We start from the raw sequence: 16,275 nt of genomic DNA, 5'->3' as shown, positions 1-16,275 counted from the left end.
GGTTAACCGTTATTTTATTGAGTGGAAGACATGTTTTATTTTGTTTTCAAGCCGGGTGGTACCGCGCATACTGCGCCCCTGCATTTATTGCAGGGGCGTTTTTTATTGGGCGAAAATCCGGTTGCGAAATATATATTTGAATGGAGGAAGAAAAGATGGAATTACTAAAAGATCTCGAATGGCGCGGGATTATTTACCAGCAAACAGATGAAGAGGGAATGAAGGATCTGCTTTCGAAGGAGAAAATCTCTCTTTACTGCGGTGTCGATCCAACGGCGGACAGCATGCATATTGGCCACCTTCTTCCGTTCCTGACATTGCGCCGTTTCCAGAATGCAGGACATCGTCCAATTGTTCTTGTCGGAGGAGCGACCGGCTTAATTGGCGACCCAAGCGGCAAGAGTGAGGAGCGTAAACTGCAGACACTTGAACAAGTACAGTTGAATGTAGACGGCATCAGAAAGCAGCTGGAGCAAATTTTTAGCGTAGCAGGTGAAAACGGAGCGCTGATGGTGAACAACTATGATTGGGCCGGATCCATGGATATTGTTACATTCCTGCGTGACTTCGGGAAGAACGTCGGCGTAAATTACATGCTGGCTAAGGATACAATCGCTTCAAGACTTGAAACGGGCATCTCATTTACTGAATTCACATACACAATCCTGCAGGCAATGGATTTCTACCACTTATACGAAAAACATGACTGCAAATTGCAGATTGGCGGCAGCGACCAGTGGGGGAATATTACGACCGGTCTTGAATTAATCCGTAAAATGTGTGCAGAAGGCTCCAAGGCTTTCGGCCTGACAATCCCGCTCGTAACGAAAGCTGACGGAACAAAATTCGGAAAGTCAGAAAGCGGCGCTGTATGGCTTGACCCTGAAAAAACGTCACCATACGAGTTTTACCAGTTCTGGATCAACACGGCTGATGCTGACGTCGTGAAGTACTTGAAATTCTTTACTTTCTTAGAAAAAGAAGAAATCGAAGCGCTGGAAAAAGCGGTAGAGGAAGAACCACATCTGCGCAAGGCCCAAAAAGCTCTGGCAGAAGAAATGACACGCATGATCCATGGTGAGGATTCCCTAGAGCAGGCGATCAGGATCTCCGCAGCACTTTTCAGCGGGGATATCAAAAACCTGAGCGCTGAGGAAATCAAGCAAGGCTTCAAAGATGTTCCTTCTTTTACAGTAGAAGGGGAAGAAGAGCAAGGATTAGTCGACTTGCTGGTGGCAGCGAAAATCTCGCCATCCAAGCGCCAGGCGCGTGAAGATGTATCGAACGGTGCTGTCTCCCTGAATGGAGAGCGCGTCACCGACACTGCCTATGTACTTAGCAATGCTGACAAGATTGAAGGGCAGTTCACGATCATCCGCCGCGGCAAGAAGAAGTACTTTATGATTAAATACTAGATTTCGATGTGGAAATTAGCTAATATAATGAAGAAAACAGCCATCCTGGAACCCAGGTGGCTGTTTCTTTTATAAAAAAGATATCTGTTTTTAGCTTTAGCGACCACATTTTCAAATATACAAGCGAATTTTTAAATATATCGACCACATTTTCAATTATTTCGACCAACTTGAAAAGCAGAAAAAAGTGTGGAAGAGGACAAACAAAAACCCCGGCCAATACGGCCGGGGTTTTATTAAGCACTCTATTAACGAGAGTAGAATTCAACGATAAGAGCTTCGTTGATTTCAGCTGGAAGTTCAGAACGCTCAGGCATACGAGTGAAAGTTCCTTCTAGCTTGTCTGCATCGAAAGTCAAGAAGTCAGGTACGAAGTTGTTAACTTCGATTGCTTCTTTCACTACATCAAGGTTGCGAGACTTTTCACGAAGTGTGATAGTCTGGCCAGGAGCTACGCGGTAAGATGGGATATCTACGCGTGCGCCATCAACCATGATGTGGCCGTGGTTTACTAACTGGCGAGCTGCACGACGAGTGCGAGCAAGACCAAGACGGTAAACAACGTTGTCAAGACGAGCTTCAAGAAGGATCATGAAGTTTTCGCCGTGCTTACCAGGCATTTTGCTTGCCTTGTCGAACAAGTTACGGAACTGGCGCTCAGTAACTCCGTACATGTGGCGAAGCTTTTGCTTCTCTTGTAATTGTAATCCGTATTCGGATAATTTTTTACGCTGGTTAGGACCATGAGGGCCTGGTGCGTAAGGGCGTTTCTCTAATTCTTTACCTGTACCGCTTAGTGAAATTCCAAGACGGCGGGATAGTTTCCAGCTTGGGCCGGTATAACGAGCCATGAATGACTCCTCCTTAGTTTTTATTTTGTAAAATAAAAACAGATTGTGATTAAACATTTATGGGTATTTTGTTTTCATGTACCTTCGCCCTAGCAGCAGCGGGTTACGAGATACACCATCAAACAAGGTTCGAGGAACAAAATACATACATAATGTAGACCACATAGGCTGCGATATTTTACACAAAGAGTATTATATAATTTATGGTGCTATAAAGTCAAGGTTATATTTAAGATAAAATACTTTTAAGATGTCAGCTAATCTAAAAAAGTTTGTCTTTTTATATCATACTATTTTACTAGGCCTATGGTATAATGAATAGTAATTGCTATATTTTTCAAATATTTGGATATTACCTTGCCGCGTGATGAATCATTTTAATTAATTCAGGCTGCTGCCTGTCCAAACAGCTACTTACAAATCGCTGTTAAGTGATTTTAAAACAGGTGATATATATGGAAGAATTATTGGAACGCGAGATTATATTAGAACTGAAAAGCCGATTTTTTGATTTGATCAGCACTGGCAGATTATCTGTTCCTTACTTAGAAGTTCTCTCGCAAATGATGGTTATTTTAAAAGAACTCCTGCAAGTTGATGAAATCGACTACTACGGCTGCCGGGAATGGAAACAGGGAATGCTCCTGGAGGCTACAACACGTTTATCGACAAATGACGAATTGATTGATCCTTTTCCTGATTGTCTGGTAAGTGAACTGGCTGAGAAACCCTATTCTTTCATTAAATATCCAGAATCTATGCCTCAGTACGAACTGTTGCTTGTCCTGGCCGCTAATGAAAAATCTAAGGGGTTGTTTGGCTTCCAGTTCACTGGCGGTTCACTAACCCGGTTATCAGACAGTTTCTGTAATAAGCTATCTTATGAGTGTAATGTATTTATTGAGAAGGCCCGTAGCCTGGCGGATACAATGGAAGAAGAAAAAAGATATAAGCAATTATTCAGAGTGACGAAGAAATTCCATTCGACGATGGATATGGAAGCCGTGCTTGGCGAAATCATTTCCACCCTAAGGGAAGTATATCCTTCTTTCACCTACTTTCTGCTTTTGTCCCATGACCACAAGGGGTATGGTGGATTGCCGGTTAAAGACCTTGAATACGATAGCGACAACCTGACTGCCATGCAGTCTTATGTAAGCGGGCACATCCAGTTCGAGGATTCTGTTACAGAAAAGAATTCAATCATGTACGCACCTTTAAAAGGCAAACAGGGTGTTTATGGAGTTTTGCAGGTGATTGCCCCGAACTCACTTGTTTTCCCGCAAAATGAAGTGGAGTTCATTAAGCTGCTCGCCAATACCGCCGGCAGTGCGCTGGAAAACGCCAAGCTATATGAGCAATCCAGGAAATTGATTGCCGATTTGCAGTTAATCAATGAAACCTCGCATCAGTTGAATACTAGCTTGCGGCTGACGGATACGATGAAGTTTATCTGCGGACAAATCATCAAATCCTTTAATGCTCAGGAAGTCGGTTTCATCATGCTTGATGAAGACCATGAGGATTACTCAGTCCTGCAGGGAAGCACAAGCTTTTTCTTTTCAAAGGATGCTTCCGGCTATATATTGAGGATCGCCAAACGAATCAAACAGGAAATGGAACCATTATTCATCGGAGACATCTCCTCTGACAGAGAAGACGCCTCCTTACACTTCCACTCGATCATGGGTGTCCCGATGATCCAGAGCGGGGAATTAAAGGGTTTTGCGCTTGTCATGCATGAGGAGCCATATCACTTTGCGTTTGATACATTCAAGCTGCTCCAGTCTCTTATTCACCATTCAACATTAGCTTTTACCAATTCAATGCTGCGTGAAGAGCTGGAAAAAATGGTTGTGACCGATCATTTGACGAAGCTGTATTCTCGTGGATATTTGGATGATAAAATGAATCTTTCCATGCTTGAAGATCAGCAGGGAACCTTTATTTTGATTGATATTGATAATTTTAAATGCGTCAATGATCAGTATGGCCATCAGGTGGGAGATGAGGTTCTCATCCAGCTGGCCCGTCATATTGCGAAGAATATCCGCGGGACTGATATTGGTGCCAGATGGGGCGGAGAGGAACTGGCGATTTATCTACCAGGAGCACCTCTTGAGACGGGTGTCATGATTGCCAATAGGCTAGTAGATAAAGTTGAAAAGCATACGAACCCCAAGGTCACGGTTTCATGCGGGGTATCCACATGGATCAGAGGACAGGAAGATACAACCAAGAGCGTGTTCAAAAGAGCAGACCAGGCTCTTTATAAAGCAAAAGGCTCAGGGAAAAATAAAGTAGTTTTACAGAATGATGAACAGTTTACTTTTAACAGCACTCAAGAATGAGTGCTTTTTTTTATGGACAGCAGAGCTTTCAACTGGTGTGAGTGCTTTTTTCGTTTAATGGACAACAGGACTTTTTATATTAGTGTGAGAGAAATTACTTTCAATAAGGGGGTAAATGTCATATCCTGATTATGGGGGTAAATTGTAAGCGTTTACAGAATATATAGGAGGAATCGTAATGGGAGAGAAAAGATTCGAAACAAAAGTGATTCATTCTGGATATAAGTCTGACGAATACAGGGGAAGTCTTGCGCCTCCGTTATTTCAAACGAGTACGTTCACTTTCGATACCGCTGAACAGGGTGAAAGACGCTTTGCCGGAGAAGAGGAAGGGTTCATTTATTCACGTCTTGGAAACCCTACAGTTGCTATGCTTGAGGAGCGGATGGCAACGATTGAAAAAGGGGAAAAAGCTCTTGCGTTTGGTTCAGGGATGGCTGCTGTCTCTGCGATATTAGTAGCGCTGACACGCTCAGGCGACCACATCCTTTGCTCACAGGGCGTGTATGGCTGTACGTTCGGACTGCTGCAGCTTATGAAAGAAAAATATGATATTAACCATGATTTTTCGATGATGTCGACGAGAGAAGAAGTATTGGCTGCCATTACTCCAGAGACAAGAGTCATCTATATCGAAACGCCGATCAACCCAACAATGAGACTGGTTGACCTGGAAATGGTCGCGGATGTCGCGAAGGAAAAAGGGATTCCGGTAGTTGTTGATAATACATTCAGTTCGCCGTATCTCCAGAATCCTCTCGAGCTTGGCTGTGATTTTGTTATCCACAGCGCAACGAAATATATTTGCGGACATGGCGATGTCATTGCCGGAGTAGCAGTGGGGCCAAAGGAGATCATGACTAAAATATCGATGACAACGCAAAAAGACATTGGCGGGGTGATTTCACCATTTGATGCATGGCTATTGCTTCGTGGTTTGAAAACACTGCCGGTAAGGATGGACCGCCATTGTGACAATGCTGAAAAATTGGCAGCATACCTTTCTGATCATCCTGCAGTCGAAGATGTCATTTTCCCTGGCGACCCTAAGCATCCTGATTACGCAATTGCGAAAAAACAGATGCGCAAGCCGGGCGGCCTGATTTCCTTCAACATAAAAGGCGGCCAAAAAGAAGCGCAAGCCTTTATGAACAAATTAAAGCTTATAAAAATAGCTGTAAGTCTTGGTGATGCAGAAACACTAATCCAGCACCCTGCGACAATGACACATGCTGTAGTCCCAAAAGAAGCAAGAGAAAAAATGGGGATCACAGACAACATGCTCCGACTGTCAGTTGGGTTGGAAGCATGGGAAGATTTAAGGGATGACCTTGAAGCAGCATTCGAAGCTGTAAGGAAAGAAAGTACAATGGAGACTGGCTCGATTTAAGAGAATCCTCATTTCAGTAAGAAACCCTCCGGAATTCGGGAGGGTTTCTTTACGTTATCTATTTAAAAACTAGCTGACATACTGCACCAGCATTGCAACGAATTCCTCAAGCTTTTGCTGATCTAATTCATCGAAGCGATTTTTTTCCGGTGAATCGATATCAAGGACGCCAAGCAGGTTTCCGTCCTTGACGATTGGAACGACGATTTCCGATTGTGACGCGGCATCACAAGCGATGTGGCCCGGGAAGGCATGGACATCTTCAACTCTTACTGTTTCCTGCCTGGATGCGGCTGTACCACAAACTCCTTTGCCGAGCGGGATTCTTACACATGCTGGAAGGCCCTGGAATGGTCCGAGAACAAGCTCGCCATCTTCCATCAAGTAAAAGCCGACCCAGTTGACGCGATCGAGAAATTGGTTCAATAAAGCAGAAGCGTTGCTAAAATTCGCAATCGCATTCTTTTCATCTTCCACCAATGCTTTAAGTTGCTTTATCAGTAAATCGTAATTTTTTTCACGGCTGTCGCTGTATGTTTCGACTTTAAACACAGTTATTCCCCCTCATTCCTGAAGTTTTAATCTACATTGTATCAAAAATCGGCGAAACAATGGAGACTTTGTCGAGCTTTTTATAAAGGAATTTAAATGATTTCAGAGAAAGGTAAACAGTAAGGTTAATTGCGGAAAGCGAGGGGTGGAGCAATGAGAAAAAATTCAAAAGCTGCGATTATGGATGCGGCCATCTACTTATTCAATACGAAGGGGTTCAATGGGACATCTGTAAGGGATATTGCGGCAAGGGCAGACGTAAATGCAGCGAATATCTCATACTACTTCCGGAATAAAAATGGACTCCTCGAAAATTGTTTTACCGTTTTCTTCGAAAGCTATATGGAAGAATTGGAAAAAGGCTTTTCATTGCTGGAATACGGTGCGGAACTATGCCTGAACGCGATGGTTGATAATGTATTGAGATACCAGTGCCAAAACAGTCAATTGACAAGGTTTATTTTAAGAGAGATGACAATGGACTCGCAGGTGGTCAGGGAAATTATGTCCACCTATCATGTGAAAGAACGCTATATGTTTAAAAAGGTGCTTGAAACTGGAATGGGGAACGGTGAATTTAAAAAGCATTCCATCCAATTCAGCATTTTACAATTAAAAGGGCTGCTGTCGATGCCGTTTTTGAATACCCATTATGTGACCGAGGTTCTCCATGTGCAGCCTCATGAAAAATACTTTGCCGATATGCTCAGCCATGAGATTTCACAATGGATCAAAGGAACACTTTGTAAAGATCATAAAGTGCAGGAGAAAATGTTGATCAATATTTAGGAAACCGGTAAAGCTGCCGGTTTCCTTATTTTATGTGTGGGTAGGGAGCGGTTAAATCATAAAGGTTTTACATGCATTCTATCCAGCCCCTGTCCAAGCTCTTTCGCCTGGTGTGCATCTGATCCGTAAACGAGTCTGATTCCACGTTTTTGAGCTGCGCTTATTACCCATTCTGGTGGATAGGGCTCGCGGCATAATGGTTTTGCTGTACCGGCGCCGTTATAATCCAGCTCATACCCATGCTTCGAAACATTCTCCAGTATTTCAGTGATCTCATCAGTACAATCCTTCGCGATAGGGTATTTTAAGCGGAATTTATTCGCAAGGGTAATATGCCCGATTCTTTTTGGCTTATATGGACCCAGGTCAGCAAGAATGGATTTCAATACAGTTTGATAGTAATGGCGATGGATCGTTTCCGCCGCCCCATATACCTTCACCATTTCTCCAAAGTTGTCCGGACTGTAATCAAGACAATCATATTTTCCTGAAAGGTTTTTCAAAAAATGAACGGATAGAACGGCATCATCGAGACGAGGACCGAACTCGTTGAGGAAATTGGCAGTCTGAAGTTCGTATCCTTCGATGTAATCAATCTCAAATCCAGTGTTGATCTTAATTTTCCCGCGGTACTTAAGCTTCGCTTCTTCCAGAGTTTGAAAATAAGGCTCCAAATCCTCATAACGCATTGCGCTATCCTTCAATGGTGTAGGATCCAGGAATCCTTCCGGCAAAGGGGCGTGCTCAGCGAACGTGATTTCTGTATAGCCGAGCTTCAGCGCTCTCTCAATGTAATCATCTATAGAATCTTTAGTGCCATGCGGGCAAAAAGATGTATGTACGTGCCCATCTTTCATGATTTCAGTCCTCCTGAAGTAATAGATTATGCCTGATATTAAGTTGAATCGGCTTAATTCGAATAATTTCAACAAAAAATATGAATTTAATAGTCAAAAATTGTCGTTTACATGGTAATATAAATACATTATACACGCATTTATAAATTCATTTTATATAGAAGGATTCTGAACTTGGAATTTGTGAGGCCAGGGGGATAACAATGGAATACATAATTGGCGGGATTGCTTTATTAATAATTCTTTTTTTAATCGGATATTTTATGAAACGGAAGTATTACAGTGAGGTCGACCGGTATGAGTCATGGAAAATCGATATCATGAACCGGCCGGTACTTGATGAAATGTCAAAGGTAAAACAGCTGAACATGACAGGCCAGACTGAGGAGCTTTTCGAGCGCTGGCGCCAGGAATGGGATGAACTTGTAACGTCCAAGCTGCCAGGCATCGAAGACTATTTGTTCGATGCGGAGGAGTACATTGACAAATACAGGTTCAAAAAGGCGAAGGAAGCTCTTGAAGTCATTGACCGCAAGCTTACGGAAACAGAGGATAAGATTAAAAAAATCCTCGGTGAGTTGAATGAACTTGTCGGAAGCGAAGAGAAAAACCGTGAAGAAATCGATGGCCTGAAGGAGCAATACAGGGATAATAAGAAAAACCTTCTGTCACACCGCCACAGTTTCGGAAGCGCAGAGGCCAGTCTCGAAGCGATGCTTGAAAACATTCAGGCAAAATTCATCGATTTTGATGAGAAAACGGATAATGGCAATTACCTTGAAGCAAGGGAAACTGTGTTGTCCATCCAGGCCCTGCTTGAACAGGTATCGAGCAAGATGGAATCCATCCCAGCGCTGCTGCATGATTGCCAGTCGGTCATTCCTGCCCAAGTCAGCGACCTGAAGGACGGAGTCAGGGAGATGGCTGCACAGGGATATGTGCTTGACCATCTGGACGCAGAAAAAGAGGTTGAGGAAATCGGAAAGGAATTGACTGATTATCGGACCTCCCTGGAAAAGGGCGATGTTGAAATCGCTGAACAGGGCATTCAAGGGTTAAAGGAACGTGTTGAGAAGCTATTCGATCTCCTGGAAGCTGAGGTCCTGGCTAAACAATACATTACGAAGACAGAACACGAGGCAAAAGAAACCCTCGTAAAAGCAATAACAGAAAGCAAGACGCTGAAAGAAGAGACAAAGCATATCCAGGAGAGCTATCACCTGAATGATAAAGAGTTGTCGGCACAAACGAATGTAGAACAACAGCTCAAAGGCCTGCTTAAGCGCTTTGAGTTAATCGATCACAGAATCACTGAAAACGACACAGCGCAAAGCCTGATAAAGGTGGAGCTTGAAGAAGCGAAGCAGCAGCTTGATGTGCTTGTTGAAGAGCAAAAAGTATTGGTGCAAAAGTTGAGCGCTCTAAGGAAGGATGAAATGGCGGCGAGGGATAAAGTATGGGATCTGTCGAAAAAGATTTCAGAACTGATCCGGATCGTCTCCAAAAGCAATATGCCTGGTTTGTCACAGGAATACAAATACCTTCTTGAAGATGCCAATGAAAGCATTAAACAAGTAAATGATAAGCTTGAGGAGAAGCCGCTGGATATTCCTGTTGTCCAACAGTATTTAGAAATTGCTGTACTGACGGTTGAAAAGCTTGAAGCATCGACTGAAGAAATCGTCGAGACAGTCATGCTGGCTGAGCGAGTCATTCAATATGGCAACAGGTACCGCAGCCGATATCCTTCGGTTGACCGGGGACTTCGGGAAGCAGAAGAGTATTTCCGAAATTACGATTATCGCGATGCGCTTGAACAGGCGGCTACTTCAATTGAAGAAGTAGAACCTGGTGCCCTGAAGAGAATCGAGCAAATGATAGCTGAAAAAGAGTGATCAAAAACGTAGGTCTCCGTCATGGAGACCTGTTTTTATGCGGGCAGTACTTGTTGGGGCTGACCCGGGCACTTGCGCTTTTCGATCTTCCGGGCATACTATATAATGTCAATTTCGATTATTTTTCATTAATTACTTCATATGATAAGATTTCTAGTTAGCAAAAACGTATTGAAACAAGGGGGGATAAGGTGATTTACTTAGACAACAGCGCAACAACTAAACCCTATAAGGAAGTATTGGATTCATTTGTAACAGTTTCAGAGGATTTTTTCGGAAATCCTTCATCACTTCATAAAATCGGCGGGCAGGCAGAGAGGCTGCTTCAGCAGGCACGTTCTCAGGTTGGCAAGCTGCTGAATGTAAAAGAAACGGAAATCCTGTTCACATCCGGAGGAACGGAAAGCAATAATCTTGCGGTTAAAGGAATCGCGATGGCCCACCGGGAAAGAGGCAGGCATATCATAACCACAAGCATTGAACACGCATCCATCCACAATGCCATGGTACAGCTTGAATCGCTCGGCTATGATATAACATATGTAAAACCAGATAGGAACGGCTTTATCAGCGCGGAATCAATTCAGAATGAAATGCGAGATGATACCATCCTGGTGTCTGTAATCCATGTCAATAATGAAATTGGCACGATTCAGCCTATAAAGGAAATTGGCACCATGCTTAAAAAGTATCCAAAAGCGTTTTTCCATGTTGATTTCGTTCAGGGAGTTGGAAAGGTGTCATTGAACTTTTATGAAGCCGGAATCCATTTGTCTACCATATCGGGGCATAAATTCCATGGATTGAAAGGGACAGGTGCATTGTTTATAAAAGAAGGCGTTCATTTGTCTTCATTATTCTCCGGCGGAAATCAAGAATGGAAGCAGCGAAGCGGAACGGAAAATGTAGCAGGCGTGGTTGCAATGGCAAAGGCTCTGAGAATGACATTTGAACAGAGTAAAGAAAAGCTGAATCAAATGGAAGAAGCGATGGAAAGATTAAGAAGCGGTATCAGCCAAATCAAGGAAATTACCATTCACACGCCAATGGAGAATCGTGCCCCCCACATCTTGAACTTTTCAATCAAGGGGTTGAAGGCAGAAACAATTGTACATGCACTGGAAGAAAGAAATATCTATGTATCAACTACAAGCGCCTGCTCCTCCAAAAAGAAAGCTGCAAGCAAGACTTTGCTGGCAATGGGAGTGCCACAAGAGGAAGCAGAAAGCGCGATCAGAGTCAGCCTGACATACAGCAATACAGCAGAAGAAGCGGAAATAGCAACAAAGGCAATTGCTGAAACAGTAAAACATTTAAGCGAGGTAGTAAAAAAATGATGTATGACCGTATTTTGGTTCGGTATGGAGAAATATCGACAAAAGGAAGAAACAGGAATAAATTCATTGATCGACTGAGAAAAAATATTAAAAGAGCTTTATACAACTATCCGAATGTAGCGATAAAGGCAGAACGCGACCGAATGTTCATCCTTCTTAATGGTGAGGATAGCGACGGAGTGGGAGAGAAGCTGAAAGAAATATTCGGGATTCAATCCTTCAGTCCGGCTGTAAAAGTTGAAAAAGATCTCGATAAAATGAAAGATGCTGCACTAGAACTTTTCAGGAAGATTTATAAGCATGGCCAGACTTTTAAAATCACTGCCAAACGTTCGGACAAGACATTTGAATTGGATACAAACGGAATCAATTCAGAATTCGGCGGCCACATCTTAAGGAATGTTGATGACTTGAAAGTAGACGTCCGCAAACCTGATATAAATCTTCAGATTGAAATCAGGAAAGAAGCCGCCTATATTTCAGCAGAAACGATAAAAGGTGCTGGCGGACTCCCTGCTGCCTCTGCGGGCAAAGGAATGCTGATGCTTTCCGGGGGAATTGACAGTCCAGTAGCAGGTTACCTTTCAATGAAGAGAGGTCTCGAGGTTGAAGGCATCCATTTTTTCAGTCCTCCATTTACAAGTGAGCGAGCAAAACAAAAGGTTCTCGATCTTTCGGAAAAATTGGCAGAGGTAAATGGCCATTTCGCACTTCACATTGTGCCATTCACGGAAATCCAGCAGGCCATTCACAAGCAAATACCTGAAAACTATACGATGACAACGACAAGAAGAATGATGCTCCGTATAACGGACGCCATCAGGGAAAAACAGGGCGGACTTGCAATCATCACAGGTGAAAGTCTAGGGCAGGTAGCGAGCCAGACACTTGAAAGTATGTATGCGATCAATGATGTGACTTCTACACCAATCATCAGACCTTTGATTACAATGGACAAACTTCAAATCATGGATATTGCCCAAGATATCGATACCCATGACATATCGATCCGCCCATATGAGGATTGCTGCACGGTTTTTGTTCCTGCATCACCTAAAACAAAACCAAAGCTTGATAAGGTTCAACACTTTGAAAGCTTCTTCGACTTCGAGGAATTGGTTCAAAAAGCAGTTGAAGGAACGGAGATTATCGTTTTAAAACCTGCTTCAGAACGAGAAGATGATTCAATGGATAATCTATTTTAATTTATGATAAATTTGTGAACAATTACCAATTAAAGATTTGAATTAAGCCATGTGTTTTTACACACTCTATACTCACAAGGAGGTGAAACACATGGCAAACAACAACAGCTCAAATCAACTTCTAGTACCTGGAGTATCACAAGCTCTTGACCAAATGAAGTACGAAATCGCTTCTGAATTTGGTGTACAACTAGGCGGAGAAACTACTTCTCGCGCTAACGGTTCTGTAGGTGGAGAGATCACTAAGCGTTTAGTTCAAATGGCTGAACAGCAACTTGGTGGCGGATTCTCTCGCTAATTAAAAATTAATAATATGGCTACAAGGAGCGGGGCAGATGCCCCGCTCTTTTTATTGCATTGAATTATTATATTGAAAAAGTTTTATCTTATAATTTTAAATTTTTAAATAATTTTGTATAATAGGGATTGGGGATAAGAAGGCAAGACGTACATAAGCGGAATTTGCCTTAACTAATTATTAAGAGGGGGAAGAGTATGAACAGGGAACAATTGATTGCACCGAAAAAGTATAACCTTGTATCTGAAATGGAGCGTTTCGCTCAGGATCAGGAAAGAAAAGCAATAATCTGGGAAAATGAAGCAGGCAGCACAAAAGAGATTACATACCGTGAACTACTGAATAATGCGAATAGGATTGGAAACGTTTTCTCGAAACATGGCTTAGAGCAGGGTGATGTCGTTTTGGTCGTCGTACCAAGATTGATTGAGGCCTATCAGGTTTATATTGCATCCTTGAAAATGGGGTTAGTTGTCATTCCAAGTTCAGAAATGCTAAGAACGAAGGACTTTCAATATCGAATCAACCATGGCGACGTAAAAGCGATTGTCAGCTATGCTCCTTTTACCAATGAATTCAATGGGATCGAGGAAGCGAATGACCTGCCTAAATTCGTTATAGGAGACGAAAAGGAAGGATGGATCCATCTGGATGCCGAAATGAAATCTGCTTCGGACGACCTTCCGCTGGCTGATACAGAACGCGATGACATGGCATTCCTTAGCTACACCTCCGGAACGACTGGCAATCCAAAAGGGGTCGTCCATACACATGGATGGGCATATGCCCACCTTCGCACAGCAGCGGCAAACTGGCTTGGTATCCAGGACGGTGACACTGTCTGGGCCACTGCAGGTCCGGGCTGGCAAAAGTGGATCTGGAGTCCGTTTTTATCCGTTATGGGAACCGGAGCAACCGGCCTTGTTTACCAGGGGAAATTCGAGCCGCAAAAGTATTTATCACTTTTACAAAAATACAATGTGAATGTCCTTTGCTGCACACCAACAGAATACCGTCTTATGGCGAAGGTAGAAAACTTGAATGATTTTAATCTGCCAGGGCTTCACAGTGCGGTTTCTGCTGGAGAACCGCTTAATCGTGAAGTAATTGATACATTTAAAAAGCATTTCAATGTAGAAGTGCGTGACGGTTATGGACAGACAGAAAACACATTGCTTGTCGGCGTGACAAAAGGCATGGAATTGAGACCGGGATCGATGGGCAAGCCAACGCCTGGAAACAGGGTCGAGATTATCAATGAAAATGGTGAGCCTTGTGCCCCAGGAGAAGTTGGGGACATTGCTGTCCATGTTGAAACACCTGCGTTGTTCAAAAACTATTACAAGGATCCAGAGCGGACAGCAATGCAGTTCCGCGGAGATTATTACGTAACAGGGGACAAGGCAAGCAAAGATGAAGAAGGCTACTTCTGGTTTGAGGGGCGCGGCGATGATATCATTATCAGCTCTGGTTATACAATCGGGCCTTTTGAAGTTGAGGACGCACTAGTAAAACATCCTTATGTAAAAGAATGTGCGGTAGTCGCGTCACCGGACGAAATCCGCGGCCATATCGTCAAAGCATTTGTTGTCCTGCGTGATGGCGTAAGCCCTGAACAGGAAAACCTTGTGGCTGAGCTGCAGCAGCATGTGAAGGAATTAACGGCTCCATATAAGTATCCGAGAAAGATTGAGTTCCTTGAAGAACTGCCAAAAACAACATCTGGTAAAATCCGCCGTATTGAATTAAGGAAAAAGGAATTGGAAGGTGCAAAATAAATTCTTAACAAGAAGCAGGCCGCTGGGTCTGCTTTTTCTATTTAGTTTAATTTCAGTGAGGATCATACCAAAAAGCAGTGGATGCGTTGAGGTTGAAAACTTGGGTATATTTAAATTAGAAAGGGTGATTATTTATGAACATTGAAATCAGAGAGGCTGCATTGGAGGAGTTAAACAAGGTCCAATTCAGTGTTCATGAAGGAATAAGGATTTTAGCAGAGTTTGTTGGGACTTGTTCAATCGCAACGGATATTCAACTGCAAATTGAAGAAAAGCAGGCAGATGATGAAGTGATTACAGAAAGCGGTTTTAACTTTTTCGTACCAGAAAAATCGCTGGAATCTCTTCCAAGTAAGATATTCTTGGATTTTAAGCCAGGTTTCGGCTATAAAATATCCTCTGCCGAAGAGACATTTGGCTATAACTTCAAGTTAAAACCACGAAATGAAAAATAACCCGGTCAGGGTTATTTTTCATTATTGAATTAAACAGTGTGCGCAAATTGTCTGTTATTGATCATAAAAAAAGATTGTCAGCCCGCCGAGTTCCCCTTTATAATGATATTATTTCGAGTCTAGAAAGATTAGGGGGCTGTTCGGATGAATAAAAGGACCGAACAACAAGCTGGTGTCCTGTACGCAGCTTTTTCTTATATATTGTGGGGATTCCTTCCTGTTTATTGGAAGCTTTTAGATCATGTAAATGCTGATGAAATCCTGGCTAATCGTGTATTCTGGTCGTTTTTCTTCATCGCCCTTATTCTGGTCATTAATAAGAAATGGGGACTTTTCAAAGGGACAATGCGAGGGCTGGCCCAAAACAAAAAGCAATTAGCCGCCCTTGCTGTGGCATCCATGCTAATCAGCATTAACTGGTTCATGTATATATGGGCTGTGAATACAGACCAGATGATCGAAGCAAGCCTTGGCTATTATATCAATCCGCTTGTAAGTGTCCTGCTAGGAATGGTATTTCTGAAGGAACGCTTAACTTTATTGCAATATTTATCGTTTGCGCTCGCAGCAATCGGTGTATTGATCATGACGATTTCGTACGGACAATTTCCGTGGATTGCACTATCACTCGCAATTTCCTTTGGTCTTTACGGATTGGCGAAGAAATTGATCAAGGTAGATTCTGCTGTCGGGCTTGCGCTCGAAACATTGGTCGTCATGCCGCTCTCAGCAATCTACATTGGCTATCTTATGAACCAGGGAACGAACTCCCTGTTTGCTGGTTCCTTGTCGACTACGCTGCTGCTGGCAGGGGCAGGAGCGGCTACGGCAGTACCACTGCTCTTTTTTGCTAAAGGAGCTCAAAGGATTCCGCTCGCGACACTTGGTATCCTGCAATATATTGCACCGACATTAACACTCATCCTTGGAGTTTTCGTCTATCACGAAACATTCTCGTCAATCCACCTGCTTGCCTTCACCTTTATCTGGTCAGCTTTGATCCTATACTCTTTATCAAGGACAAAAATGGCCACAGCTATGACAGTTAAGTGGAAAAAAGAAAAGGGAATGCCAATGTAATAGAAAAGAGCTGCGGATTTTT

General features: G+C 43.0%; 14 protein-coding genes and 1 other annotated feature (1 of these 15 running past the window's edge). Of the genes, 11 read left to right on the top strand and 3 right to left on the bottom strand.

What is annotated here, in order from left to right:
• Window positions 1-83: a binding site (T-box leader), on the top strand (it extends 139 nt beyond the left edge of the window).
• Window positions 84-155: 72 nt separating this feature from the next.
• Entirely contained in the window at window positions 156-1,415 is a 1,260-nt protein-coding gene (tyrS, locus tag J7E32_RS07820; protein WP_214906036.1) for a tyrosine--tRNA ligase, read from the top strand.
• Window positions 1,416-1,663: 248 nt separating this feature from the next.
• Here the strand turns inward: tyrS and rpsD are convergent, their stop codons facing one another.
• Window positions 1,664-2,266: a 30S ribosomal protein S4 gene (rpsD, locus tag J7E32_RS07815; protein WP_041965450.1), complete on the bottom strand. Its 603-nt coding sequence runs from the start codon at window positions 2,264-2,266 to the stop codon at window positions 1,664-1,666.
• Window positions 2,267-2,721: 455 nt separating this feature from the next.
• Here rpsD and J7E32_RS07810 point away from each other — a divergent pair, with 455 nt between their 5' ends.
• A complete protein-coding gene (locus J7E32_RS07810) occupies window positions 2,722-4,617 on the top strand; it encodes a sensor domain-containing diguanylate cyclase (protein WP_214906033.1) in 1,896 nt (631 codons plus the stop codon).
• 178 nt (window positions 4,618-4,795) lie between these two features.
• Complete coding sequence (gene megL, locus J7E32_RS07805; protein WP_214906030.1) at window positions 4,796-6,007, top strand: methionine gamma-lyase; 1,212 nt, start codon at window positions 4,796-4,798, stop codon at window positions 6,005-6,007.
• Between the two features lie 69 nt (window positions 6,008-6,076).
• On the opposite strand, the gene J7E32_RS07800 is transcribed toward megL, so the two are convergent.
• Window positions 6,077-6,559 (bottom strand): GAF domain-containing protein, encoded by a 483-nt coding sequence (locus J7E32_RS07800; protein ID WP_214906027.1) that lies wholly within the window; start codon window positions 6,557-6,559, stop codon window positions 6,077-6,079.
• Between the two features lie 153 nt (window positions 6,560-6,712).
• On the opposite strand from J7E32_RS07800, the gene refZ reads away from it, so the two are divergent.
• Window positions 6,713-7,348: a forespore capture DNA-binding protein RefZ gene (gene refZ, locus J7E32_RS07795; protein WP_214906025.1), complete on the top strand. Its 636-nt coding sequence runs from the start codon at window positions 6,713-6,715 to the stop codon at window positions 7,346-7,348.
• A gap of 56 nt (window positions 7,349-7,404) precedes the next feature.
• On the opposite strand, the gene hisJ is transcribed toward refZ, so the two are convergent.
• Window positions 7,405-8,205 carry a histidinol-phosphatase HisJ gene (hisJ, locus tag J7E32_RS07790; protein WP_214906022.1) on the bottom strand — a complete coding sequence of 267 codons (801 nt, stop codon included), beginning with the start codon at window positions 8,203-8,205 and terminating at the stop codon, window positions 7,405-7,407.
• Window positions 8,206-8,408: 203 nt separating this feature from the next.
• On the opposite strand from hisJ, the gene ezrA reads away from it, so the two are divergent.
• From ezrA to rarD, 7 genes are all read left to right on the top strand, one after another.
• Window positions 8,409-10,100, top strand: coding sequence for a septation ring formation regulator EzrA (ezrA, locus tag J7E32_RS07785; RefSeq protein ID WP_214906019.1), 1,692 nt, complete (start codon window positions 8,409-8,411; stop codon window positions 10,098-10,100).
• Window positions 10,101-10,291: 191 nt separating this feature from the next.
• Complete coding sequence (locus J7E32_RS07780) at window positions 10,292-11,437, top strand: cysteine desulfurase family protein (protein WP_214906016.1); 1,146 nt, start codon at window positions 10,292-10,294, stop codon at window positions 11,435-11,437.
• Window positions 11,434-12,642, top strand: a complete 1,209-nt coding sequence (gene thiI / locus J7E32_RS07775; RefSeq protein ID WP_214906013.1) for a tRNA uracil 4-sulfurtransferase ThiI — start codon at window positions 11,434-11,436, stop codon at window positions 12,640-12,642. The genes J7E32_RS07780 and thiI overlap by 4 nt, the downstream gene beginning before the upstream one ends.
• Window positions 12,643-12,733: 91 nt before the next feature.
• The gene (locus tag J7E32_RS07770) at window positions 12,734-12,940 is read left to right on the top strand and encodes an alpha/beta-type small acid-soluble spore protein (RefSeq protein ID WP_023626976.1); all 207 of its coding nucleotides are present in this window, start codon (window positions 12,734-12,736) and stop codon (window positions 12,938-12,940) included.
• A gap of 197 nt (window positions 12,941-13,137) precedes the next feature.
• Window positions 13,138-14,718, top strand: a complete 1,581-nt coding sequence (mbcS, locus tag J7E32_RS07765) for an acyl-CoA synthetase MbcS (protein ID WP_214906010.1) — start codon at window positions 13,138-13,140, stop codon at window positions 14,716-14,718.
• 134 nt (window positions 14,719-14,852) lie between these two features.
• Complete coding sequence (locus J7E32_RS07760) at window positions 14,853-15,173, top strand: iron-sulfur cluster biosynthesis family protein (RefSeq protein WP_214906006.1); 321 nt, start codon at window positions 14,853-14,855, stop codon at window positions 15,171-15,173.
• Between the two features lie 144 nt (window positions 15,174-15,317).
• Complete coding sequence (rarD, locus tag J7E32_RS07755) at window positions 15,318-16,253, top strand: EamA family transporter RarD (protein WP_214906004.1); 936 nt, start codon at window positions 15,318-15,320, stop codon at window positions 16,251-16,253.
• Window positions 16,254-16,275: the final 22 nt, after the last annotated feature.

The sequence above is a fragment of the Bacillus sp. ISL-55 genome (assembly GCF_018613155.1).
Lineage (GTDB): Bacteria > Bacillota > Bacilli > Bacillales > Cytobacillaceae > Mesobacillus.
The sequence above is the reverse complement of the archived record's forward strand: the minus strand, read 5'-3'. Positions and strand labels throughout refer to the sequence as shown.

Excerpts from the sequence above, each read along its gene's own strand:
- tyrS (WP_214906036.1), top strand. The coding sequence starts at position 156 with ATGGAATTACTAAAAGATCTCGAATGGCGCGGGATTATTTACCAGCAA.
- rpsD (WP_041965450.1), bottom strand. The coding sequence starts at position 2,266 with ATGGCTCGTTATACCGGCCCAAGCTGGAAACTATCCCGCCGTCTTGGA.
- J7E32_RS07810 (WP_214906033.1), top strand. The coding sequence starts at position 2,722 with ATGGAAGAATTATTGGAACGCGAGATTATATTAGAACTGAAAAGCCGA.
- megL (WP_214906030.1), top strand. The coding sequence starts at position 4,796 with ATGGGAGAGAAAAGATTCGAAACAAAAGTGATTCATTCTGGATATAAG.
- refZ (WP_214906025.1), top strand. The coding sequence starts at position 6,713 with ATGAGAAAAAATTCAAAAGCTGCGATTATGGATGCGGCCATCTACTTA.
- hisJ (WP_214906022.1), bottom strand. The coding sequence starts at position 8,205 with ATGAAAGATGGGCACGTACATACATCTTTTTGCCCGCATGGCACTAAA.
- ezrA (WP_214906019.1), top strand. The coding sequence starts at position 8,409 with ATGGAATACATAATTGGCGGGATTGCTTTATTAATAATTCTTTTTTTA.
- thiI (WP_214906013.1), top strand. The coding sequence starts at position 11,434 with ATGATGTATGACCGTATTTTGGTTCGGTATGGAGAAATATCGACAAAA.
- J7E32_RS07770 (WP_023626976.1), top strand. The coding sequence starts at position 12,734 with ATGGCAAACAACAACAGCTCAAATCAACTTCTAGTACCTGGAGTATCA.
- mbcS (WP_214906010.1), top strand. The coding sequence starts at position 13,138 with ATGAACAGGGAACAATTGATTGCACCGAAAAAGTATAACCTTGTATCT.
- J7E32_RS07760 (WP_214906006.1), top strand. The coding sequence starts at position 14,853 with ATGAACATTGAAATCAGAGAGGCTGCATTGGAGGAGTTAAACAAGGTC.
- rarD (WP_214906004.1), top strand. The coding sequence starts at position 15,318 with ATGAATAAAAGGACCGAACAACAAGCTGGTGTCCTGTACGCAGCTTTT.